At 35.2% G+C, this 21,441-nt stretch carries 24 protein-coding genes, 8 pseudogenes, 1 riboswitch and 1 other annotated feature; of the genes and pseudogenes, 30 read left to right on the top strand and 2 right to left on the bottom strand.

Annotation, left to right across the window (positions count from 1 at the left end; all coding sequences use genetic code 11):
- Nucleotides 1-50: 50 nt before the first annotated feature.
- The 11 genes and pseudogenes from ord to PWK10_RS18570 all read left to right on the top strand — a co-directional run bounded on the left by ord (nucleotide 51) and on the right by PWK10_RS18570 (nucleotide 7,903).
- Nucleotides 51-1,090 (top strand): annotated as a pseudogene (gene ord, locus PWK10_RS19725) (2,4-diaminopentanoate dehydrogenase).
- Nucleotides 1,091-1,096: 6 nt separating this feature from the next.
- A pseudogene (gene ortA / locus PWK10_RS19720) lies at nucleotides 1,097-1,413 on the top strand (2-amino-4-oxopentanoate thiolase subunit OrtA).
- Nucleotides 1,400-2,827, top strand: a complete 1,428-nt coding sequence (gene ortB, locus PWK10_RS08610; protein ID WP_342455663.1) for a 2-amino-4-oxopentanoate thiolase subunit OrtB — start codon at nucleotides 1,400-1,402, stop codon at nucleotides 2,825-2,827. Before ortA ends, ortB begins: the two are co-directional and overlap by 14 nt.
- Nucleotides 2,828-2,939: 112 nt before the next feature.
- Nucleotides 2,940-3,314: an ornithine aminomutase subunit alpha gene (locus PWK10_RS08605; RefSeq protein ID WP_008909899.1), complete on the top strand. Its 375-nt coding sequence runs from the start codon at nucleotides 2,940-2,942 to the stop codon at nucleotides 3,312-3,314.
- Nucleotides 3,307-5,511, top strand: coding sequence for a D-ornithine 4,5-aminomutase subunit OraE (gene oraE, locus PWK10_RS08600; protein WP_274768008.1), 2,205 nt, complete (start codon nucleotides 3,307-3,309; stop codon nucleotides 5,509-5,511). The genes PWK10_RS08605 and oraE overlap by 8 nt, the downstream gene beginning before the upstream one ends.
- Complete coding sequence (locus tag PWK10_RS18600) at nucleotides 5,501-5,674, top strand: glutamate mutase L (RefSeq protein ID WP_342455662.1); 174 nt, start codon at nucleotides 5,501-5,503, stop codon at nucleotides 5,672-5,674. The genes oraE and PWK10_RS18600 overlap by 11 nt, the downstream gene beginning before the upstream one ends.
- A 61-nt stretch (nucleotides 5,675-5,735) precedes the next feature.
- Nucleotides 5,736-6,456: pseudogene (locus PWK10_RS18595) on the top strand (glutamate mutase L).
- Nucleotides 6,453-6,854, top strand: a complete 402-nt coding sequence (locus PWK10_RS18585) for a glutamate mutase L (RefSeq protein ID WP_342455740.1) — start codon at nucleotides 6,453-6,455, stop codon at nucleotides 6,852-6,854. Before PWK10_RS18595 ends, PWK10_RS18585 begins: the two are co-directional and overlap by 4 nt.
- 1 nt (nucleotide 6,855) lies before the next feature.
- Complete coding sequence (locus PWK10_RS18580) at nucleotides 6,856-7,161, top strand: alanine racemase (protein WP_342455660.1); 306 nt, start codon at nucleotides 6,856-6,858, stop codon at nucleotides 7,159-7,161.
- On the top strand, nucleotides 7,149-7,415 hold the full coding sequence (locus PWK10_RS18575; RefSeq protein ID WP_342455659.1) for an alanine racemase: 267 nt from the start codon (nucleotides 7,149-7,151) through the stop codon (nucleotides 7,413-7,415). The genes PWK10_RS18580 and PWK10_RS18575 overlap by 13 nt, the downstream gene beginning before the upstream one ends.
- On the top strand, nucleotides 7,394-7,903 hold the full coding sequence (locus PWK10_RS18570; protein ID WP_342455658.1) for a hypothetical protein: 510 nt from the start codon (nucleotides 7,394-7,396) through the stop codon (nucleotides 7,901-7,903). The genes PWK10_RS18575 and PWK10_RS18570 overlap by 22 nt, the downstream gene beginning before the upstream one ends.
- A gap of 68 nt (nucleotides 7,904-7,971) precedes the next feature.
- Here the strand turns inward: PWK10_RS18570 and trpS are convergent.
- Nucleotides 7,972-8,969: pseudogene (gene trpS, locus PWK10_RS08585) on the bottom strand (tryptophan--tRNA ligase).
- Nucleotides 8,970-9,069: 100 nt separating this feature from the next.
- Nucleotides 9,070-9,283 (bottom strand) — a binding site (T-box leader).
- 159 nt (nucleotides 9,284-9,442) lie between these two features.
- Between trpS and PWK10_RS19715 the strand changes: the two are divergent.
- The 14 genes and pseudogenes from PWK10_RS19715 to PWK10_RS08520 all read left to right on the top strand — a co-directional run bounded on the left by PWK10_RS19715 (nucleotide 9,443) and on the right by PWK10_RS08520 (nucleotide 16,193).
- The gene (locus PWK10_RS19715) at nucleotides 9,443-9,541 is read left to right on the top strand and encodes a hypothetical protein (protein WP_446715361.1); all 99 of its coding nucleotides are present in this window, start codon (nucleotides 9,443-9,445) and stop codon (nucleotides 9,539-9,541) included.
- Between the two features lie 121 nt (nucleotides 9,542-9,662).
- A pseudogene (gene rbr / locus PWK10_RS08580) lies at nucleotides 9,663-10,246 on the top strand (rubrerythrin).
- 97 nt (nucleotides 10,247-10,343) lie between these two features.
- Nucleotides 10,344-12,001: pseudogene (gene hcp, locus PWK10_RS08575) on the top strand (hydroxylamine reductase).
- 93 nt (nucleotides 12,002-12,094) lie between these two features.
- Nucleotides 12,095-12,229, top strand: coding sequence for a hypothetical protein (locus tag PWK10_RS08570; RefSeq protein WP_274768007.1), 135 nt, complete (start codon nucleotides 12,095-12,097; stop codon nucleotides 12,227-12,229).
- Between the two features lie 17 nt (nucleotides 12,230-12,246).
- Nucleotides 12,247-12,525: a hypothetical protein gene (locus PWK10_RS08565; RefSeq protein WP_274768006.1), complete on the top strand. Its 279-nt coding sequence runs from the start codon at nucleotides 12,247-12,249 to the stop codon at nucleotides 12,523-12,525.
- Nucleotides 12,477-13,052: a hypothetical protein gene (locus PWK10_RS08560; protein WP_274768005.1), complete on the top strand. Its 576-nt coding sequence runs from the start codon at nucleotides 12,477-12,479 to the stop codon at nucleotides 13,050-13,052. The genes PWK10_RS08565 and PWK10_RS08560 overlap by 49 nt, the downstream gene beginning before the upstream one ends.
- 47 nt (nucleotides 13,053-13,099) lie before the next feature.
- The gene (locus tag PWK10_RS08555) at nucleotides 13,100-13,357 is read left to right on the top strand and encodes a hypothetical protein (protein WP_274768004.1); all 258 of its coding nucleotides are present in this window, start codon (nucleotides 13,100-13,102) and stop codon (nucleotides 13,355-13,357) included.
- Nucleotides 13,358-13,370: 13 nt separating this feature from the next.
- Nucleotides 13,371-13,550, top strand: a complete 180-nt coding sequence (locus PWK10_RS08550; RefSeq protein ID WP_274768003.1) for a hypothetical protein — start codon at nucleotides 13,371-13,373, stop codon at nucleotides 13,548-13,550.
- A gap of 47 nt (nucleotides 13,551-13,597) precedes the next feature.
- A complete protein-coding gene (locus tag PWK10_RS08545; RefSeq protein WP_274768002.1) occupies nucleotides 13,598-13,855 on the top strand; it encodes a hypothetical protein in 258 nt (85 codons plus the stop codon).
- A gap of 175 nt (nucleotides 13,856-14,030) precedes the next feature.
- Nucleotides 14,031-14,318 (top strand): hypothetical protein, encoded by a 288-nt coding sequence (locus PWK10_RS08540; protein ID WP_274768001.1) that lies wholly within the window; start codon nucleotides 14,031-14,033, stop codon nucleotides 14,316-14,318.
- Nucleotides 14,315-14,833 carry a hypothetical protein gene (locus PWK10_RS08535; RefSeq protein ID WP_274768194.1) on the top strand — a complete coding sequence of 173 codons (519 nt, stop codon included), beginning with the start codon at nucleotides 14,315-14,317 and terminating at the stop codon, nucleotides 14,831-14,833. Before PWK10_RS08540 ends, PWK10_RS08535 begins: the two co-directional genes overlap by 4 nt.
- 62 nt (nucleotides 14,834-14,895) lie before the next feature.
- Nucleotides 14,896-15,285: a hypothetical protein gene (locus PWK10_RS08530; protein ID WP_274768000.1), complete on the top strand. Its 390-nt coding sequence runs from the start codon at nucleotides 14,896-14,898 to the stop codon at nucleotides 15,283-15,285.
- Entirely contained in the window at nucleotides 15,201-15,662 is a 462-nt protein-coding gene (locus PWK10_RS08525; protein WP_342455739.1) for a helicase C-terminal domain-containing protein, read from the top strand. Before PWK10_RS08530 ends, PWK10_RS08525 begins: the two co-directional genes overlap by 85 nt.
- 150 nt (nucleotides 15,663-15,812) lie before the next feature.
- A complete protein-coding gene (locus tag PWK10_RS08520) occupies nucleotides 15,813-16,193 on the top strand; it encodes a hypothetical protein (protein WP_274767999.1) in 381 nt (126 codons plus the stop codon).
- Nucleotides 16,194-16,343: 150 nt separating this feature from the next.
- Here PWK10_RS08520 and PWK10_RS08515 read toward each other — a convergent pair whose 3' ends face one another.
- Nucleotides 16,344-16,865, bottom strand: coding sequence for an MFS transporter (locus tag PWK10_RS08515; protein WP_274767998.1), 522 nt, complete (start codon nucleotides 16,863-16,865; stop codon nucleotides 16,344-16,346).
- Nucleotides 16,866-17,148: 283 nt separating this feature from the next.
- Nucleotides 17,149-17,242: riboswitch (glycine riboswitch) on the top strand.
- Between the two features lie 76 nt (nucleotides 17,243-17,318).
- Here PWK10_RS08515 and PWK10_RS08510 point away from each other — a divergent pair.
- The 5 genes and pseudogenes from PWK10_RS08510 (at nucleotide 17,319) to nifS (ending at nucleotide 21,441) form a co-directional block, all read left to right on the top strand.
- Nucleotides 17,319-18,312: pseudogene (locus PWK10_RS08510) on the top strand (PTS sugar transporter subunit IIC).
- A gap of 96 nt (nucleotides 18,313-18,408) precedes the next feature.
- A complete protein-coding gene (locus PWK10_RS18565) occupies nucleotides 18,409-19,023 on the top strand; it encodes an AAA family ATPase (RefSeq protein WP_342455657.1) in 615 nt (204 codons plus the stop codon).
- A complete protein-coding gene (locus PWK10_RS18560; protein ID WP_342455656.1) occupies nucleotides 19,004-19,720 on the top strand; it encodes an AAA family ATPase in 717 nt (238 codons plus the stop codon). Before PWK10_RS18565 ends, PWK10_RS18560 begins: the two co-directional genes overlap by 20 nt.
- Before the next feature lie 209 nt (nucleotides 19,721-19,929).
- A complete protein-coding gene (locus PWK10_RS08500; protein WP_446715360.1) occupies nucleotides 19,930-20,253 on the top strand; it encodes an RrF2 family transcriptional regulator in 324 nt (107 codons plus the stop codon).
- Between the two features lie 2 nt (nucleotides 20,254-20,255).
- Nucleotides 20,256-21,441 (top strand): annotated as a pseudogene (gene nifS / locus PWK10_RS08495) (cysteine desulfurase NifS).

Raw genomic sequence — 21,441 nt, 5'->3', positions numbered from 1 at the left:
TTGCTTATTAATTTAAGTGAAAATATTTTTAAAATTAAGGGGGTAATCTTATGGATAAAGTAAAAGTTGTTATGTGGGGAATCGGTGCCATGGGCGGTGGCATGGCAAAGATGATCCTAGATAAGGAAGGAATTGAAATAGTAGGTGCTATAATTGGACAACCTGAAAAGGCAAACATGGACCTTGGAGAATATTTAGGACTTGACAGAAAGGTTGGCGTGTTAACTTCAACAGATGCTAAGGCAGTTTTAGATTCTGTAAAGGCTGATGTTTGCATAATTGCAACAGATTCATTTGTAAAGAATGTCTTCCCACAAATTAAGATGGCAGTAGAGCATAAGATGAATGTTATTACAATTGCAGAAGAAATGTCATATCCACATACAATTGAACCAGAGCTTTCAAAGGAAATGGATAGACTTGCTAAGGAAAATGGTGTAACTATTCTTGGAACAGGAGTTAACCCAGGATTTGTTCTTGATACTTTAATAATTGTTTTATCAGCAGCATGCAGAAGAGTAAACAAGATTAGAGCAGCAAGAATCAATGACCTTCACCCTTCGGACCAACAGTTATGAGAACACAGGGTGTAGGAACTCCTCCTGAAGAATTCGAAAAGGGAATCAAGGAAGGAACAATAGTAGGTCATATTGGTTTCCAACAGTCAATCCCAATGATTGCAGATGCTCTTGGAATTGAAATCGACGAAGTTGTTGAAACAAGAGAGCCAATTATATCAAGTGTTTATAGAGAAACTCCACATGTTAAGGTAGAACCAGGAATGGTAGCAGGATGTAAACATATTGCATATGGAAAGAAGAATGGAGAAGTTGTAATAACGCTTGAACATCCACAACAAATCCATCCACATTTAGAAGGCGTTGAAACAGGAGATTACATCTGGATTGAAGGAGATCCAAACCTTAGCCTTTCAATAAAGCCAGAAACTCCAGGAGGAATAGGAACAATTGCAGTTGCTGTAAATATGATTCCTCATGTTATTAATTCAGAGCCAGGATTAAAGTCAATGATAGATATGCCACTTCCACATGCTTTGATGGCAGATATTAGAAAGTATATCAGAAGATAATTTGGGGTGATAAAAAATGATGGCAAAGAAGGGGATTGGGTTCAAATTCATGAGGTAGTGCTAAAGCCCCACGAAAGAACTGCAAATATCCCCGAAGATACAAAAAAGTTCCACTTGAAATGTGGGTTAAGGGGTTTTTAAATCATGATGCTAAAATCGGTGATACAGTAGAGATTACTACTTTAACAGGAAGAATAGTAAAGGGTGAATTGGTTGAAATAAACCCAACCTATACCTATGGTTTTGGAGATTTTGTGCCTGAAGTATTGCAGATTGGAATAACATTGAGAAACATATTGAAAGAAGGTGATGGCCGTGAGTAAGGATATGAGTTATCAGGCCGTCATGGCAAGAAAAAATGAGATAATGAAAAGGGCAGTAGGAATTGATTATTCTGTCTTTGAAACAGGTAGGATTGCCTTTGACTATGAAAGGATGATGAGGGAAACAGGTTATTCCCTTCAGGAAATACAAAATATTCAATCCAGTGTTGGGGTTGGAAATACTCCTTTAATTGAGCTAAAAAATTTAACTAAGCTCGTTAGAAAACTTGCACCAAAGGGAAAGGGAGCAAGGATATTTATAAAGGATGAGGCCTGCAATCCTTCAGGGAGCTTTAAGGATAGAAGGGCATCGGTTTCAGTGTATCATGCTGAAAAACTTGGATTTAAAGGTGTAGTTGCAGCAACAAGTGGAAACTATGGTGCTGCAGTTGCGTCCCAGGCTGCAATGAGAAACTTAAAGGCTATTATTGTTCAGGAGTGCTATGATTCAAGAAAGATTGGACAACCTGAGATTTTGGAAAAACAAAGAAAATGCGAATGCTTGGGGGCAGAAACAATTCAGCTTTCAGTTGGTCCAGAACTTTTCTATATGTTCCTTAGGGTTTTAGAGGAGACGGGATATTTTAATGCATCGCTATACTCACCCTTTGGAATTGCGGGGGTTGAAACATTAGGATACGAAATTGCAATGCAGTGTAGAGAAAAGATAGGTAAAGATCCTGATGTTGTTATAGCAACCCATGCTGGTGGAGGAAATGTAACAGGAACCGCAAGGGGACTTAGAAAGGCTGGAGCCCTTGACACAAAGGTTTATGGAGCTAGTGTGGACTTGTCAGGACTTCATATGGCGTCAGACCATGATTTTAATAGAAAGTCCTTTACAACAGGACATACAGGATTTGGAATACCATTTGCAACTTGGCCAGATAGATCAGACGTTCCAAGAAGTGCTGCAAGACCATTAAGATATCTTGATAGATATTTTACAGTTAAGCAGGGAGAAGTTTTCTATATAACTGAAGCCCTTGCACAGCTTGAGGGAATTGAAAGGGGACCGGCAGGAAATACATCATTAACGGCTGCCTTTGCCCTTGCGATGGAAATGGATGAGGATCAGGTTATAGTTGTTCAGGAAACTGAATACACAGGGGTTGGTAAACATCATCTATCACAATTAAGCTTTGCAAGGAAAAATGGAATTGATATAAGATTTGGAAACCCAGATGAAGAAGTAGCAGGAAAGAACATAATTCTTCCTGAACATCCAGGCCTTATTAAGGCAAGGGAAGTTGATCTTAACAAACTAAGAAGATCCTACATCAAAAACTGTATAGAGATAAATAAAGTAGAATCCCTAACAAAGGAAGATATAGAATTCCTAGCACAAGATACAAAAACTGATGATGATTTTGTAATAGAAGCTCTAAAGGAACTTGGTATAAAAATTGAATAGGGACAGTTCTTAATTGTTTTAAATAATAAAAAATTTAAAAAATATAGGGACGGTTTATTGTCTTAAATTATAAACAATTAAGAACCGTCCCCAATAACAAGGAGGGAGTAAGATGTCAAAGAGACCAGATGATTTTGAAGTAAGAAGACAACATCTTAAAAATTTAACTGATGAAGAACTTGAAAGAAGATTTTGGCAGCTTGCTGAGGAAATTGTTAAGCCTTTAGTTGAGCTTGCTTACAATCATACATCTCCAGCAGTTGAAAGATCAGTTCTTTTAAGGATGGGGTTTTCAAGCATAGAAGCAAAGGCAATTGTTGAAGGTGTTATGAAGCTTGGCCTTTTAGGTAAAGGTGCAGGAAATGTAGTTTATAGACTTGCAAAAAAGAAAAATTTACCAATAAGAGAAGCAGGTTTACTACTTGTTGAAGGAAAGGCTTGGGAGGAAGTTCCAGGACTATTTGAGGGAGGTGCTGCAAATGCTTGAAAAGAACAAAAAGCTTGATATAGAAGAAATTTTAAAGGACCTTGAACATTATAGACCAAAAAGAAGAGGTTGGCACTGGAGGGAAGAACAAGGTAGGCAAATCTATGGTGAATTTGAATATCATCAAGCTTCAAAACCATTAAAGCAAAGCATTCCACTTCCAGCTGCAAGAAGCTTTGGAAACATTGACCCACAGCCTGATTGTATTGTAACAACTGAAATTGCATCAGGTAGATTTGAAGACGACATAAGAAGAATGAGAATGGCTGCATGGCATGGTGCAGACCACATAATGGTTATTAGAACAGCAGGACAAAGCCATTATGATGGGCTAATTGAAGGAACTCCTGAAGGAATTGGTGGTGTTCCAATATCAAGAAAACAAGTTAGAGCAACAAGAAAGGCCCTTGACCTTATAGAAGAAGAAGTTGGAAGACCAATAAACTTCCACTCATACGTATCAGGTGTAGCTGGACCAGATATTGCTGTTATGTTTGCTGAAGAAGGAGTTAACGGTGCTCATCAGGACCCACAATACAACGTTTTATACAGAAACATAAACATGGTAAGATCCTTTGTTGATGCAGCTGTTGCAAAGAAGATAATGGCATGGGCGGATATGGTTCAAATCGATGGTGCTCATAATGCCAACGCAACTGCAATGAAGGCATGGAAGGTTATGCCAGAGCTTATGGTTCAGCACGCTATAAACTGTGCCTTCTCAAAGGCTGTTGGAATGAAGCCAGAAAATATAGCGCTATCTACAGTTCCACCAACAGCTCCACCAGCACCATGCTTAAGACTTGACCTTCCATATGCTGTTGCCCTAAGACATTTATTCAAAGATTACAAGATGAGAGCTCAGATGAATACAAAATATATGGAAAGCGATACGAGGGAAGCTACAGTAACCCATGTATTGAACCTTTTAATTTCAAGGCTTACAAGGGCAGATATACAATCAACAATAACTCCAGATGAAGGAAGAAACGTTCCATGGCATTACTATAACATTCAAGCAATTAGCACTGCAAAGCAGGCACTTGTTGGTATGGACGGACTTTTAGAAATGGTAGAGCTCAAAAAAGATGGTTACCTTGCTGAAAAGGTTAGAGAACTTAAGGAAAGAGCCGTTCTATTTATGGAGGAAATCCTTGAAGTTGGTGGATACTTTAAGGCTGTTGAAATGGGCTTCTTTGTTGATTCAGGTATGTATCCAGAAAGAAATGGAGATGGGATAGTAAGACATATAGATGGAGGAATTGGTGCAGGAACAGTAGTTGAAAGGGATAAGGATTACATGGCACCAGTTTGCGAACACTTTGGATATAACAATCTTCCAGAAGGGTTAGAAAAGCCATGTGATCTTATAGATGGCTGCACATTCCATAAACCAGAAAAGATAGTATTTATCGATGAGCTTGATGAAAACGACAATGTATACAACAGACTAAAGGAAACAGAACACTTAAGAAAATCCACAGAAATCAAGCCAGAGGTTGAATGGACTGGTGATGGAATAGTTGCAACAACTATATTCTTACCCTGCGATGAAGATACTGCTGAGGCTGCAGCATTAGAAATAGGAAAGAAGATGGGACTTGAAGATGTTGTAGTAATTCATAAATTACCTGCCCATCCATCTGAAGGAACGGTAGTTGAAATTAAGGGTAGAGTTCCATTTACAATAGATGTTTCAAAGCTTACTATTCCAAAGAAGCCAGAAGTTCTTGATGACGATGTTATTAGAAAGGACATTGAAAGAAAGGGAATGAAGGTTGTTGCGGCAACTGTTGGTGAAGATGAACACTCAGTAGGACTTAGAGAAGTTATAGACATAAAACATGGCGGAATAGAAAAATATGGAATAGAAGTTCATTATTTAGGAACTTCAGTTCCAGTTGAAAAGCTTGTTGACGCTGCAATCGAGCTCAACGCTGATGCGATACTTGCAAGCACAATTATAACCCACAACGATGTTCACATTAAGAACATGAAAAAGCTTCATGAACTTTGTATTGAAAAGGGTATAAGAGACAGAATAATCCTTGCAGCAGGTGGAACTCAAATCAACGACGATATTGCAAAAGAAGCAGGTATGGACGCAGGATTTGGTAGAGGAACTAAGGGAGTTCACGTGGCATCCTTCCTTGTAAAGAGAAGATGGGAAATGGAGAAGGATAGGAATGAAAATTGATTGCTTAATAGCTGAAATAGGTAGCACTACGACGGTATTAAATGCGTTTAATATTAAAAATGAGATTAAATTCATAGGTCAAGGACAGGGGCCAACGGCTGTCCTTGAGGGGGATGTCACAATAGGCCTTAACATGGCTCTAGACTCCCTTGCAAAAATATAGGTGCAGATTATATAGAATACGATGAATTTTTGCCACATCCAGTGCAGCTGGAGGGTTAAGAATGACGGTCCACGGCCTTGTTTATGACATGACTGTAAGGGCGGCAAAGGAAGCCGCCCTTGGGGCCGGGGCCATTATAAAGATGGTTACTGCAGGAAAGTTAAGAAGGACTGACCTTCAAAAGATAAAGGAAATAAGGCCTAATATTATACTTGTTGCAGGCGGCGTTGATTATGGTGAAAGGGAAACAGCCCTTTATAACGCAGAACAGATTGCTAACCTAAAGCTCAACGTTCCGGTAATCTATGCCGGAAACATCGAAAATCATGAAGAGGTTAAGCTAATTTTTGAAGAAGCTGGTCAGCCTCTTTATATAGTTGAAAACGTTTATCCAAGGATTGATATGTTAAACGTTGAACCTACAAGAAAGGTAATACAAAAGGTTTTTGAAGAACATATAACTAAAGCCCCAGGGATGTCAAAGGTGAGAAACATGGTTAACGAATCCATAATTCCAACCCCAGGGGCAGTAATGGAAAGTGCTATTTTGCTTCACGAAGCATTAGGGGATTTGATGGTTTTAGACGTTGGGGGCAACTACAGACGTTCACTCTGTTACCGAAGGCAGCGACGAAATACAAAGAATTTTAATAAGCCCAGAGCCCTTTGCAAAAAGAACAGTAGAAGGGGACCTTGGAGTTTATGTTAATCTTCCTCATATAGTTGAAAAAATAGGTCTTGAGGAGTTAAAAAGGAATTTCCTGATGCAGAAGAGCTTATAGAAAATAGAAAGCCGATACCAGAAACCGATAGGGAAAAGGAATTCATAGAAAGGTTAACAAAAGAGGCAGTTTTAACTGCTGTAAGAAGGCATGCGGGTGGATTAAGGCATATATTTGGTCCTACGGGAAAGAAAACTGTTGCAGAGGGAAAGGACCTTACAAATGTAAAATATATTATAGGGACTGGAGGAGCCTTGACAAGGCTGCCTAAGCGGGTTGAAATATTGTCCAGCATTCCCTATGATAACACAGGAGATATGTTCCTTTATCCCAAAAAGGGAGTTAAGGTGCTTATCGACAACTATTATATCATGGCTTCCCTTGGAGTATTATCTAAAAAACATAAGGAAGCTGCATTAAAACTATTAATGGAAAGTTTGGGTTTGGAAGGTGCTTGATATGTATCCAAGAGTTGAGGTAAATTTAAACAAATTAAAGGAAAATGCAAACTTTTTAGCAAAGTTGTCAGAAAAGCATGGAATTAAGATCATGGGGGTTACCAAGTGCTTTTGTGCAATTCCAGAGCTTTCAAAAGCTTTGGTAGAAGGTGGAGTTGAATATATTGCTGATTCAAGGATTGAAAATTTGATTAAGCTTAAGGATCTTAATGTTAAAAAGGTTCTTTTAAGAATTCCAATGCAAAGTGAAGCTGAGCTTGTTGTAAAATATTCAGATTACAGTCAAAATTCGAATTGGAAACTTTAAAGCTATTGGGGGCAAAGGCTTTAGAGATTGGAAAAATTCATAAAGTAATTTTGATGGTAGACCTAGGGGATTTAAGAGAGGGGATATGGCCGGAGGATGTTGATGGCTTTGTTGCTGAAGCTATAAAAATTGAAGGAATCAAAATTGTTGGGTTTGGTGTTAATTTAACCTGCTATGGTGGAGTTATTCCCGATGAGAACAATCTTGGAAGGCTTGTTGAGATTGCAAAAAGATGCAGGAAAAATATAATTTAGATCTTGAGATTATATCAGGAGGGAATTCCTCAAGTTTATATTTGCTCTTAGAGAATAGATTACCAAAGGGGATAAACAATTTAAGGTTCGGTGAAGCTCTACTTTTAGGCAGAGAAACTGCCTTTGGGAATTTTGTAGATGGCCTTCATAAGGATGTGTTTATTTTAAGGGCTGAGATAATAGAGTTAAAGGAAAAGCCTTCTGTTCCTATTGGCAACATTGGTATGGATGCCTTTGGGCAAAAACCACATTTTGAAGACAAGGGAATTATGAAAAGGGCAATTGTTGCCATGGGAAGGCAGGATATTGATCCGAGTGGGCTTATCCCCTTGGATCAGGATATATCAATAGTTGGTGCAAGCAGCGATCATACAATTTTAGATGTTACCCATAGCAAGAGGGAATATAAAGTTGGGGATACGGTAGAATTTGTAATGGAATATGGTGCCCTTTTGAGGGCTATGACTTCGGAGTATGTAAAAAGGTGATAGTTTAACAAAAGCCAACTGATGATAACGTTCATCAGTTGGCTTTTCACTTTATATCAATATCAATTTCATTGCTTTATTATAAACCCAATCTTTCTTTGCATCTTTCTCAATGTTTTTGTTGCAACATAATTTGCCTTTTCTGCACCTTTGTTGTAAATATTTTCAAGATAAGTTTTATCATCTAAAAGTTCCTTTACTTTATTTTGAATCGGAGTAAGTTCATTAATAACAGCTTCTGCAACATCTTCTTTAAACTTAGCATACCCGGATCCTTCATATCTTCTTTCTATTTCTTCAGGAGTCATATTTGTTATTGCAGATAATATATTTATTAAATTCTTTATACCCGGTTGTTCATCGCTGTATCTGACAATACCTACTGTATCGGTTACTGCCCTTGATATTTTTTTCTTATCACCTCTGGGGGTCCATTATTAAAATATAACCGTTTGGGTTATCCTCTGACTTTGACATTTTCTTTGATGGATCTTGAAGATCCATTATCTTTGCTGCCCTTTCAGGTATATATGCTTCAGGAACCTTAAAGGTTGGACTGTATAGGTTATTAAACCTAATTGCAATATCCCTTGCAAGTTCAAGGTGCTGCTTTTGATCCTTTCCAACAGGGACAAGGTCTGTATTGTAAAGAAGAATATCTGCTGCCATAAGAACAGGATAATTAAAAAGTCCTGCACTTATGCTTTCACCAAGTTTTTGAGCTTTATCCTTATACTGTGTCATACGGCTTAGTTCTCCCATGTAGGTAAAGCAGTTTAAAAGCCATGCAGCTTCACTTGTGGGCGGGGACATGGGATTGAATAAACAAAGTATTTTTTTCAGGGTCAATGCCTGAGGCGATATATATTGCTAAAATTTCAAGGGTTCTTTTTCTTAAAAGGGCAGGCTCCTGCCTTACAGTTATAGCATGTAAATCAACAACACAAAAATATGAATCATACTCATCCTGAAGTTTAACCCAATTTTTAATAGCACCAAGATAATTACCAAGGGTTAAGTCCCCGGATGGCTTTATTCCGCTAAATATAACCTTTTTTTCTTCCATGTCAAACACCCCTTTATCTATATAAATTGGTAAATAATGAAAATGTCAAAAAGTTAAAATGTTAAGTGGCAGGCACTAATAAAAAACACCCTATACAAAAGTATAGGGCGCATGGTGCGCGGTGCCACCTATTTTCAGGAAATATATTCCCCTCGTTGTAAAAGCCTTTATAACGTAAGGCAAACGGCTCTGGCTACTTGATTCACCATGCTCCTTAGGGACCCATTCGGCTTAAGGGATGCTACCGCATTTCCACCAGCAGCGGCTCTCTGTAAGCTCCTTTTAAGCCTACTTGCTCCCGTCATTGGATTTATCTATATACTATTATATTGAACAATAATTGTCAAGAAATTATAAAATTTGTTTGAAAATTCATACTATATTTGGTATAATTTTTTACAAGATAAAATTTGAGGTGATATTATGAAGGTTATAAAAAAGATGGAAGGGTTGAAGAATTTTATAAAGATAAGATAATTACTTCTATCGAAAATGCATCCGACGATGTTAAGGAACCTTTAACTATGTCTGATGTAGAAAATGTAGTCCGTGAAGTGGAAAAAATTTATTAAACCTTAATAAAAAAGAAGTAACAACCCATGAGATAAGGCAAGTTACAATTGAAGTGCTTAAAAATTTTGGCTTTAATGATGTAGCAGAAGCCTATGAGAATTTTATATAAGGGGAATTTTTATGACAAGCTTAAAGGGGACAAGGACAGCAGAAAATCTTATGAAGGCCTTTGCTGGCGAATCCCAAGCAAGGACAAGATATACATATTATGCAAGTCAAGCAAAAAGGAAGGCTTTATTCAAATTTCAAACATATTTATGGAAACTGCTGATAATGAAAAGGAACATGCTAAAATATTTTTTAAATTTTTAAACGAAGATTTGCAGGGTGAAACTGTTGAAATCACAGCGGATTATCCTGTTGGGCTTTCTACAACTTTAGAAAATTTAAAATATGCAGCAAACGGAGAAAATGAAGAATGGACAAAACTCTATCCAGAGTTTGCTAAAGTTGCAGAAGAAGAGGGTTTCCCAAAGATTGCTTTAGCTTTTAGAAAGATAGCAGAAGTTGAACAGAGGCATGAGGCTAGATATAGAAAGCTTTATGAAAATCTTTTAAGTGATAAGGTGTTTAAAAAGGATGAAAAGGTTCTTTGGAAATGCAATAATTGCGGTTATATTCATGAAGGCAAAGAGGCACCAGCAATTTGCCCAACATGCCAACATCCACAAGGATATTTTGAGGTATTTGTAGAGAATTATTAATTTAGTGGCGTCAAACTTTTGTTTGGCGCCTTTTTGATAAATAAATAAATAAAAGGAAATAATAGTTATTGAAAATTAAATAAAGGGAGTGATTTAAATGGAAATGTTTTGCTATCAATGCGAACAGACAGCTGGAGGTAAAGGTTGTGTTAAGGTTGGCGTTTGTGGGAAGCAACCTGATACAGCAAATTTACAGGATCTGCTTATTTATCTTTTAAAAGGAATTGCCTTCTATGGCAACATAGGAAGAAAGCTTGGAATTAAAGATGAAGAAATAGACCATTTCATTGCATACTCGATGTTTTCTACTTTAACCAATGTTAATTTTGACAATGAAAGATTTGTTGGGCTTATATTTAAGGCGGATGAATACAAGGAAAAGTTAAAAGAAATAGTTAAGAGAGAATATGAAAAAAGAATGGGAAATGGGATGTTAAAGAACCTGAGGCTGCCCTTTACAGACCAAATGGAGGAGAAAAGGAACTTTTGGAACAATCAAAAGGAAAGGGTATAATGGCAGACGAAACATTGGATATGGATATTAGAGCACTAAGAGAAATGTTGATCTATGGTCTTAAGGGAATGGCAGCCTATGCTCATCATGCCTATATTCTCGGTAAAAAGGATGAAGAGGTTAATGCCTTTTTCCACACGGGACTTGCAGCAACATTAGATGATTCTTTAACTGTAAATGACTTAGTAAAATTATGCCTAGAATGCGGAAGGGCTAATTACAGATGTATGGAAATATTAAATGAAGGACATAAGGAACACTTTGGAACACCTCAACCGACGGAAGTTGATTTAAGTTTGAATAAGGGGCCTTTTATTGTAGTTTCGGGTCATGATCTGCATGATTTGGAGGAACTTTTAAAACAAACAGAAGGAAAAGGGATTAATATATACACCCATGGTGAAATGCTTCCTGCCCATGGTTATCCTGGGCTTAAAAAATACAAGCATTTAGTAGGCAACTTTGGATCGGCTTGGCAAAATCAACAAAGTGAGTTTGATAATTTACCAGGAGGAATTTTATTTACAACAAATTGCTTGATGCCACCTAAAGATAGTTATAAAGATAGGTTATTTACAACAAGCATGGTAGGATATTCAGGAATTCAACATATAGAAGTTAAAAATGGGAAAAAGATTTTACCCCATTAATAAACAAAGCTTTGGAACTTGGAGGCTTTAAAGAAGATAAACCAGATAAAAAAATAATGGTAGGTTTTGGCCATGATGCGGTCATTGGTATAGCTGATAAGGTTATTGATTTGATAAAGCAAGGCAAAATTAAGAGATTCATGCTAATTGGTGGATGTGATGGAGCTAAGCCTGGTAGAAATTATTATACAGAGATGGCACAAAAACCCCGATGGACACAATAATTTTAACTCTTGCTTGCGGTAAGTATAGATTTAATAAACTTGACTTTGGAGATATAGATGGAATTCCAAGGCTATTAGACGTTGGGCAGTGCAACGATTCTTATTCTGCTATTAGAATTGCCCTAGCTCTAGCTGATGCCTTTAAGTGTGGAGTTAATGACTTACCGCTAAGCCTTGTGTTGTCATGGTATGAACAAAAGCAGTGGCTATATTATTAACGCTTTTGCATTTAGGTATTAAAAATATAAGACTAGGACCAACATTACCTGCCTTTATAACTCCAAATATTTTACAGGTTCTTATAGACAACTACAATATTATGCCGATATCTAATGCAGAACATGATTTACAAGAAATTTTATCATAGGAGAGGTATCCTCTCCTTTTTATTTTTCTTTTTTGTTTTATAATTAATTTATAAATTTATAGGGAGAGGGTTGAATATGCAGGTATTAGATTTTTGAAATCAAATGAAGAAATAAATAAATTATTTAGCGTATACAAAAATGAATTTATAGAATCCTTTAAAAGGATAAAAAGAAGCGAGAAGAAAAAGAAATTAGCCATAAAGAAGAATAGCCAAATTATTTTTTAAAGTGGTTTTATTCAACCTTGATTGATAACACATATTTTTCACCAGCAAATATTTTTAATAGGATAATTTATGAAAACTTTGGAGACGAAATCGCTGTTGTCCCTAACGTTGTTCCGATATTTATTGAAAATGAAATAAGGGACTTTAAGATAGAGTATAGAGTTTTTACTCTTGATAATAACTCTATATTTGATGACATAAGATCTCTACAACGATTCTTTTTAGGTAAAAAATTTGAGTTAAAAAAATGGATTTTAAAACGATTTTTGAAAATGTACAGGATAATATATTTGTAAAAGATGAATACTACCTGTTTCAATTATTTAACATTGCGTCATATTTTAGTGCCTTTTCTTATGAGGATATAGGCAAAAAGGTATTTTTAACAGGAAACGATTTTGATGTGAATTTTTTCAACGATAGCAAATCATATTTAAAAATAATAGATTTTTGGTTACCAATAGCGGCTCAGCTATTTGAAAATTTCTTTGGGGACATGAATCCTTATACCGTTAGCTGTCTAAAAAGATATATTAAAAATAAAACTATGCTCCAAAAACTTTTAGACAAAACATTAGCAGCACTAAATATAAATAAGGACGAATTTGTGAATTATGCCTTAGGAATAGATAATGATGAATCAAAGACCTATTATGAAAATTATTTTATAGTTTCAGCCTATTTAGTAAAATATTTTGTTATTCCTTTAAGTTATTTTATTCCTATTATTCAGCCATGTTATATATCAAAAGTTAATTTTGATTTTATTTTTAACGATGCCGAAATAATACTAAAAGAAGGATATTCTTCATATGACCTTTAAATGATCCATTCCTAATTTACGATCTTAGCCATTTTGGTAATAAACTAATGAAAAGAAGCGACAGGAGTAGATTGCAGGATGTTTTTGACACCCCTGTAAATATCGATGAAATCTTAATGACTAAGAATGAAATATATAGCAATCCTGAAATGCAGGATTTTTGGCAGAATATAGACCCTAAAGAGCTAGAAGAGCTAATTAAGCTTTTGGATGAAAAAACTGAGGAGATGGTGGTTGAAGAAAAACCGAAAAGAAAACTCCATAAAGAGGGTAATGTTATTCATCTTTTTAGCAATAAAAAATAAGAGAGGGGACGTAATGGAAAAATTAATAAAAATTTCAGTAAGGGAACTTGTGGAATTTATATTAAGAAGGGGCGATATAGAAACAGGATTATTAGCTACTGTTGATAGGGCACAGGAGGGTGCACGGATTCATAGGATGATTCAAAAAATTACGGAAAAAATGATCAGGCTGAGGTTTATGTTAAACATTTAATCAAAAACGAAAAATATAGTATTGAAATTTCAGGAAGAATAGATGGATTGCGATTTGGAGAGATTTATACTTTAGAAGAAATAAAAACAACAACAAAGAAAATAGAGGATATAGATGTAAATTTTATGCACCTTGCTCAGGCAAGGTGCTATGCTTATATGTTCCTTAAGGAAAATAATTTAGAAAGAATAAAAGTCAGATTAATCTATGTTAATACAGATTCCTTAGAAAGTAGAGCCTTTGAATACGATTATACAATCAATGATTTAAAAGAGTTTTTGACGAACTGGTTGAGGGTTACATAAAGTTTCTAGAAAAGTCGTTAGAACATATTAATAAAAGAAATGAAACGATAAAGGAAATAAAATTTCCCTATCCAGCCTTTAGGGAAAGTCAAAGAAAACTCTCAGTTGCGGTATATAAAACGATAATGGAGGGTAAAAAACTTTTTTAGAAGCCCCTACCGGAACAGGAAAGACGATGGGGACTCTATTTCCTGCTCTTAAGACGTTATTAGGCCCTACTTCAAAAATATTTTATTTAACTGCAAAAACAGTTGGAAAAGCTTCTGCAGAGGATGCTATTAAGCTTTTGCAGGAAAAGGGATTGATTATTAAATCAATAACATTAACTTCAAAGGAAAAAATATGTCCTAATGAGTTAAAATGTAATCCAATAGAATGCCAGTTTGCTAAAGGACATTATGATAGAATAAACGATGCTCTTTTAAATTCTCTTTCTATGGATTTTTTGATAAGGGAAGGATAGAAGAGCTCTCGAGAAGATACAATGTTTGTCCCTTTGAATTTTCATTAGATTTATCAATGTTTTGCGATGTTATAATTTGTGATTATAATTATATATTTGACATAACCTCAAGTTTAAAGCGATATTCCTTTGAAAGTAAGAACGATTATGTTTATCTTATAGACGAAGCCCATAACCTTGTAGATAGAGCAAGGGATATGTTTTCTATAACTTTATCATATAACGAGTTTTTTAAAGTTAAGCAAAAATTTAAATCCTTTAGAAAACTGAATTTAGCTTTAGGAAGGGTCATAAATTATTTTAATGGGCTAAGAGAAAGCATTGAAATGGATAAAGTCGCTATGACTATAGAAGATGAGTTTTTAAAAGGAATAAACAAATGTGAAGAGGTTATAGAGGAATTTGTCCTAAAAAATTTAATGAAAGATGAAGAATTATTAAACTTGTATTTTGACATAAAAAGATTTAAAAAAATAGTGGAACTTTATGATGAAAATTATAGAACGCTTTTTTAAAGGAGGAAGATATTTTAGTTAAATTATTATGTATTAATCCTTCTAAAATATTAAAGGACATTATGGATAAAGCACAAGCAGCTATTTTATTTTCAGCTACCTTTACTCCTTTAAGTTATTATATGGACCTTTTAGGTGGGGACAGTTCTTATAAACTTAAACTTTCCTCTCCTTTTTCAAAGGAAAATATTTGTGTTATGCTTAACCCATATATTTCAACGCGACTTAATGATAGGGAAAATACTTATGAAAGGGTTGTTGATGGAATAAAAAGCCTAACATATAAAAAGGGAAATTATTTAGTGTTTTTTCCTTCTTATTTATACTTAAACGAGGTTTTAAAAAGGTTTCCTCAGGATAATGTAGAATTAATCGTTCAAAGGAACGATATGACGGAGGAAGAAAAGGAAGATTTTTTAAAAGGTTTAGCGAAGATAGCGAAAAAACCTTAATAGCCTTTGCAGTTTTAGGGGGACTATTCGGTGAGGGTATAGACCTTCCAGGAGAAAAACTTATAGGTGTTTGTATAGTTGGTGTAGGCCTTCCGCAGATTAATTTTGAAAGAAATGTGCTAAAGGAATATTTTGACGAAAGGATTGGAAAGGGATTTGAATATGCTTATATTTATCCTGGCTTTAATAGAGTGATGCAGGCAGTTGGAAGGCTTATAAGGACAGAAAATGATAGGGGAGTTGCCCTATTGTTTGATGATAGGTTTTTAAAAAGACCATATAATAATTTAATTCCTGACCTTTGGAAACCATTGAAAATAGTAAAAGGAAATGAAGATGTGATAAATGCACTAAAAAGGTTTTGGAAAGAGAAATGATGGCTAAAAGGATAAGCCATCATTTCTTTTTTCTTTATAAAATTTGATGAAAATTTATAAAACAAAAATCCTTGCATTAAGAAAAATATAGAGCTCATTATAAATGTAATTTCATATCCATTAGGCATCTCTGCGATTATAAATCCAGCCATGAGGGAAGAAAGAGCAACGGTTAGGTTGTTTGCTAAAACTACAACGCTGTTAAACTTTGCTTGTTCCTCTTCAGCAACTGATTTCATAATAAGGTCACTTTCGATGGGGATAGGAACATTTAAAAATAAAGCCCTTAAAAGATATAAAATAGATAAAATGCCGATTAAAAATATTGAATTAAATTTTACAAAAGAAAGGATAAATATTATTGGAAAAGACAAGAGCTTAGCATACCAGAGGGTTTTTGTCTTTCCAAATATTTTAGATGAATATGGAGAAAGCAGCATAGCTAGAATCATTCCAATAATATTAAAGTTGTTGATAAAGGAAGCACTTAATGTATTTAAGTTTAATTTGCTTATGAGAAAGGTTGTATAAAAAGGACCAATAAGTCCAAAGGCAAAGGAACCTAAAGATGTATACATTATTAAAAAGAACATTCTTGGAGTAAAATTAATTTTTATATTTGCCTTTGAAAAAGTAACTTCTTTTTGTCGGTATTAATAAAAATAGCAGGTAAGAAACTTACTAGGGCAAAAAAGCGAAGATTATCCATGTTTTTTCATAATCAAATTTGTTTGTTAAATTTCCAGCAAGATAGTTTCCTACTAAGTTCGTAGTAACGCAGTAGGTTAATACAATACTTATAACCTTAACGGCATTGAAACCTTTAGTATTTCTAACTATAAAGGGAGTTTTTATAACCACGACGATGGAAAGACCTAATGCATATACAATTACTGCTAGAATTATATAAATAAAGTTTTTAGAAGTTGCCAGTAAAACTGAGCTGATAAAGCATAAAAAGGATGTTGCAGCAAACAATGTTTTATCGCTGAATTTAGTGCTTAAAATACCTGTAACATAAGCAAAAAGTGCAAAGGATATCGTTTGAATCAAGGATAACGTTCCTACTATATCTTCTTTATATCCTCTATGCATAACGTATGGCCCAAGCAAAAATCCATATGCACCTACGAATATGCCTAAAAAAAGTTCGAATAAAAGATAATACGTCATATTCCATTTCAGTTTTTTATCTATTTTCATTTTTAACCTCCTAAATTTAGCTTTAACCTTTTATAAATTATATCATTGTATTGATAAAATTCAATATTATGACAAAATAAATATATTTATTGATAATATTAATAATATTTATAGATATTACAAATATTTAATTGACTTCAGGATAGTTTTGGAATATAATTACATTACAAACTAAATATTGGTGGATGAAGGCCATTGAAGACATCGAATTTTCGATGACCGGAGAAGCAAGGAATGGAAGTTTCCGATCCATTCCGAAACTTTCAGGTTAGATACAATGGCCGGACACAACCCTGGAGAGACCCGTTTGGGCATCGAAGAAGTAATCTGCACTTTCATGCAGAGAAGCTTTCAGATAAAAGGACAGGGAAAGGGAAGCACAATCTTTTTATGCTTCTTTTTCCTTGTCCTTTTATTTTTATATCATAAAGGAGGGGTTTTTATGCTAGAAGTATTAAAGGGAATTTTTTGCTTTTAATTGTTCTTGGCTTTTTTCAGCCTTTAGCTTTAAGGCGCCAAAGGGAGAAAAGGCTATGTCAGGACTTGCAGGTGCTGCAGTTGCTACATTTTTAATTGAGGCAATTTTTAAGTATATTTTTGGGGATTTTTTAGGAATTAAATTTTTAGGTGAAGTTGGGTCATCTTCAGGAAGCATGGGTGGAGTTATTGCAGCTGCTCTTGTTTCGATAAACATGGGTGCAAACCCTATATATGCTGTTGTTGCAGCTGCAGCCTTAAAGGGAATGGGAATATTGCCTGGCTTTTTGTTGGATATTTAATTGGTCTTGCTGGACCAATTTTAGAGAAAAAATTACCCAAGGGCATTGATATAATTGGAGGTGCGCTAATTATTGCACCGCTATCAAGACTAATAGCTCAAGCATCTACACCATTAGTTAATAGCACCCTTTTAAATATCGGAGATGTTATAAGAGTAGCAGCTGAACAATCACCCTTTGTTATGGGATTTTTGCTTGGCGGAATTATTAAGATAATTTGCACATCACCACTAAGTTCTATGGCTTTAACTGCGATGTTAAATTTAAAGGGTTTAGCAATGGGGATTGCGGGGATTGCAAGCTTTGGAGGAGCCTTTACGAATGGAGTTGTTTTTAAAAGGTTAAAAATAGGAGACAAAGGTAATGTGATTGCAGTTATGCTTGAACCATTGACACAGGCAGATTTGGTAACCAAAAATGCTGTTGTAATTTATTTTTCTGATTTTATAGGTGGTGGAATTGCAGGGATTGTTGCAGCTTATTTTAAAATAATCAACAATGCACCGGGGACAGCATCGCCAATTCCAGGCCTTTTAGCTCCCTTTGGTTTTAATAGTCCTAAAAAAGTAATAATAGCATTATTATTAGCAGCAATAGGAGGACTTATTGGTGGATTTGTAGGAACTACGATTTATATGTTCATTAAAAGGATTAGGGAAAAAGATTAATAGTAAAAAAATATCCTATCGATAATGCTGTATAATATAAGGGGCAATTTAAGCGCCCCTTTAATTTTTGTGGTATAATAAATTTTGGTGATGTATATGGATTTGTTTGATTATATAAATAAACAAAATAAAGAAAAATTAGAGCCCTTGGCAGAAAGGATGAGACCTGAGAGCTTAGAAGAGTTTGTCGGGCAGGAGCATCTTGTAGGAAGGGGAAAGATGCTTTATAGGGCTATCGCTACAGATAATTTAACATCTGTAATACTTTATGGCCCACCTGGAACAGGAAAAACTACCCTTGCAAGGATAATAGCCAATACTACAAAATCAGAGTTTAGGCAGATAAATGCAGTAACATCCAATTTAAGTGAGATAAAGCAGGTTACTGATGAAGCAAGCAAGGTCCAAAAGTTATATGGCAAAAGAACCCTTCTTTTTATTGACGAGATACATAGATTTAATAAGCTTCAGCAGGATGCCCTCCTCCCATATGTTGAAAAGGGAACTGTTGTTTTGATTGGAGCGACAACTGAAAATCCCTATTTTGAAGTTAACAAAGCTCTCCTTTCAAGATCTTTAATATTTGAATTAAAACCCATAGAAGAAAAGGATATTTTTAAGGTGCTAAAAGGGCACTTACTAGTGAAAGGGGATACAAAGGAAGGGATATCGAAGTTTCTGATGAGGTTCTTTGGTTTTTGCAAAATGTAGTGGAGGGGATGTAAGAAGAGCCTTAAATGCTCTTGAAATGGCGGTTTTGACATCTAAAAAGGAAGATGGCAGGGTAGTTATAACTTTAGAGGATGCCTCAGAATGTATGCAAAAACCGCCCTTAAATTATGACAAAGATGGAGATAACCATTACGATGTGATATCAGCCTTTATAAAAAGCATGAGGGGGTCGGATCCTGATGCTGCTGTTTACTATCTTGCAAGAATGTTAGAATCTGGGGAGGATCCGATGTTTATAGCAAGAAGGATAGTTATATGTGCAAGCGAGGATGTTGGAAATGCTGATCCTATGGCTCTAAATGTTGCAGTATCTGCTGCAAAGGCTGTTGAATTTATAGGCATGCCAGAGGCAAGGATTATTTTATCCCAGGCTGCTCTGTATGTAGCTTGTGCACCAAAGAGCAATGCTTCCTATTTAGCAATCGATGAGGCAATAGAAGACGTAAGGAAGAATCCTAATATAGAAATTCCAGGTTTTCTAAGGGATGCCCACTATAAAGGTGCAAAAAGTCTCAGTAGAGGGATAGGCTATAAATATCCCCATGATTTTGAAGGAAATTTTGTATATCAAGAATATTTACCAGAAAAAATAAAGGATAGAAAGTATTACAGGCCTTCTGGAAATGGTTATGAAGCAAAAATTAAAGAAAGAATTAACCGCTTATGGAAAAAATAATTGAAATTTTTTTAACTATAAAATTGACAATTTTACTCGGATATGTTAATCTTAAAATGAAATCCTACTTTTTAGTCAGAATTAGAGGTGATAGGATGAAGCTTTCAACTAGGGGAGATATGGGGTTAAGGCAATGTTTGAACTTGCCCTTCACCATGGTGGCGCCCCGTTTCAATAAAAGAAATTGCAGAACGGCAAAATATATCTGAATATTATTTAGAACAGCTTTTTCAAACCTTAGAAAGGCTGGGCTTGTTAAGAGCATTAGGGGAGCACAAGGAGGTTACGTTTTATCACGTCCACCCGAGGAAATAACTATAGCAGATATTTTTAATGTTTTAGAAGGTCCAATTGAAGTTTCTGATTGCATAACGCAAGAAATGAATTGTTCAAGGATAAATTATTGTGCAACAAGACTTTTATGGTTAAAGATTAGCAATAGCATCAATGATATTTTAAATTCAACTACTTTACAAGATGTGGTTAACGATTATAATAACCTGCAAGAAAAAACTAAAGGAAAGGAAGAATAGGTATGGAAGGGAAAAGATTTGTTTACATGGACCATGCCGCAACAACATATGTTAAAAAGAAGTTTTAGAGGAAATGCTTCCCTACTTTACAGAAAACTTTGGCAATCCATCGTCGGTTTACACCTTTGCAAGGAAATCAAAAAGGGCTATTGAAGATGCAAGGGAAAAGGTAGCAAAGGCTTTAAATGCTCTTCCAGATGAGATCTTTTTACAGGCGGTGGTTCTGAGGCGGACAACTGGGCAATTAAAGGAGTTGCCTTTGCTAATAAAGATAAAGGAAACCATATAATAACAACTAAGATAGAACATCATGCGGTTTTGCATGCCTGCGAATATCTTGAAAAGCATGGTTTTGAAGTTACTTATTTAGATGTAGATGAATATGGAATGGTAGATCTTGATGAACTTAAAAGAGCTATTACTGATAAAACAATCCTAATCACAATAATGTTTGCAAATAACGAGATTGGAACAATACAGCCTATTGCTGAAATAGGAAAAATAGCAAGGGAAAAGGGAATTATATTTCACACAGATGCAGTTCAAGCAATTGGAAATGTAAAAATAGATGTTAAGGAAATGAATATAGATCTTCTATCTTTAGCTGCCCACAAGTTCTATGGGCCAAAGGGAGTCGGAGCTTTATATATAAGAAAAGGTGTAAAGATCGATAACCTAATCCATGGTGGAGGGCAGGAAAGAAGAAGGAGGGCCGGAACCGAAAACCTTCCAGGTATTGTAGGGCTTGGAAAAGCTATTGAGCTTGCTACAGAGGACATAGATGGACATAATGAAAAGATTAGAAAGTTAAGGGATAGACTTTTGAATGGTATTATGGAAAAGATTCCTTATACAAAACTAAACGGACATCCTGAAAGGAGACTTCCTGGAAATATAAATGTAAGCTTTAGGTTTATAGAGGGAGAATCTTTACTTTTACTTCTTGATCAATTTGGAATATGTGCATCAACTGGAAGTGCCTGTTCTTCAGGATCACTAGATCCATCCCATGTTCTGCTTGCTATTGGCCTTCCACATGAAATAGCCCATGGTTCCTTGAGATTATCCCTTGGGGATATGAATACAGAAGAAGATGTTGATTATGTTCTTTCAGTATTACCTAATATAGTTCAAAGGCTTAGGGAGATGTCGCCTTTGTATGAAAAATTTATAAAGGGGGAAAAATAA

This window comes from Caloramator sp. Dgby_cultured_2 (assembly GCF_028872215.1).
Lineage (GTDB): Bacteria > Bacillota > Clostridia > Clostridiales > Caloramatoraceae > Caloramator > Caloramator australicus.
Note: the sequence above shows the minus strand (reverse complement) of the source record. Positions and strands in the feature narration are given on the sequence as shown.

Bases quoted from the DNA above. Each gene is read 5' to 3' on its own strand.
- ortB (WP_342455663.1), top strand. From the start codon at position 1,400: ATGGCCGTGAGTAAGGATATGAGTTATCAGGCCGTCATGGCAAGAAAA.
- PWK10_RS08605 (WP_008909899.1), top strand. From the start codon at position 2,940: ATGTCAAAGAGACCAGATGATTTTGAAGTAAGAAGACAACATCTTAAA.
- oraE (WP_274768008.1), top strand. From the start codon at position 3,307: ATGCTTGAAAAGAACAAAAAGCTTGATATAGAAGAAATTTTAAAGGAC.
- PWK10_RS18600 (WP_342455662.1), top strand. From the start codon at position 5,501: ATGAAAATTGATTGCTTAATAGCTGAAATAGGTAGCACTACGACGGTA.
- PWK10_RS18580 (WP_342455660.1), top strand. From the start codon at position 6,856: ATGTATCCAAGAGTTGAGGTAAATTTAAACAAATTAAAGGAAAATGCA.
- PWK10_RS18570 (WP_342455658.1), top strand. From the start codon at position 7,394: ATGCAGGAAAAATATAATTTAGATCTTGAGATTATATCAGGAGGGAAT.
- PWK10_RS08560 (WP_274768005.1), top strand. From the start codon at position 12,477: ATGGATTTTAAAACGATTTTTGAAAATGTACAGGATAATATATTTGTA.
- PWK10_RS08555 (WP_274768004.1), top strand. From the start codon at position 13,100: ATGAAAAGAAGCGACAGGAGTAGATTGCAGGATGTTTTTGACACCCCT.
- PWK10_RS08550 (WP_274768003.1), top strand. From the start codon at position 13,371: ATGGAAAAATTAATAAAAATTTCAGTAAGGGAACTTGTGGAATTTATA.
- PWK10_RS08540 (WP_274768001.1), top strand. From the start codon at position 14,031: ATGGGGACTCTATTTCCTGCTCTTAAGACGTTATTAGGCCCTACTTCA.
- PWK10_RS08530 (WP_274768000.1), top strand. From the start codon at position 14,896: ATGGATAAAGCACAAGCAGCTATTTTATTTTCAGCTACCTTTACTCCT.
- PWK10_RS08520 (WP_274767999.1), top strand. From the start codon at position 15,813: ATGAGGGAAGAAAGAGCAACGGTTAGGTTGTTTGCTAAAACTACAACG.
- PWK10_RS08515 (WP_274767998.1), bottom strand. From the start codon at position 16,865: ATGAAAATAGATAAAAAACTGAAATGGAATATGACGTATTATCTTTTA.
- PWK10_RS18565 (WP_342455657.1), top strand. From the start codon at position 18,409: ATGGATTTGTTTGATTATATAAATAAACAAAATAAAGAAAAATTAGAG.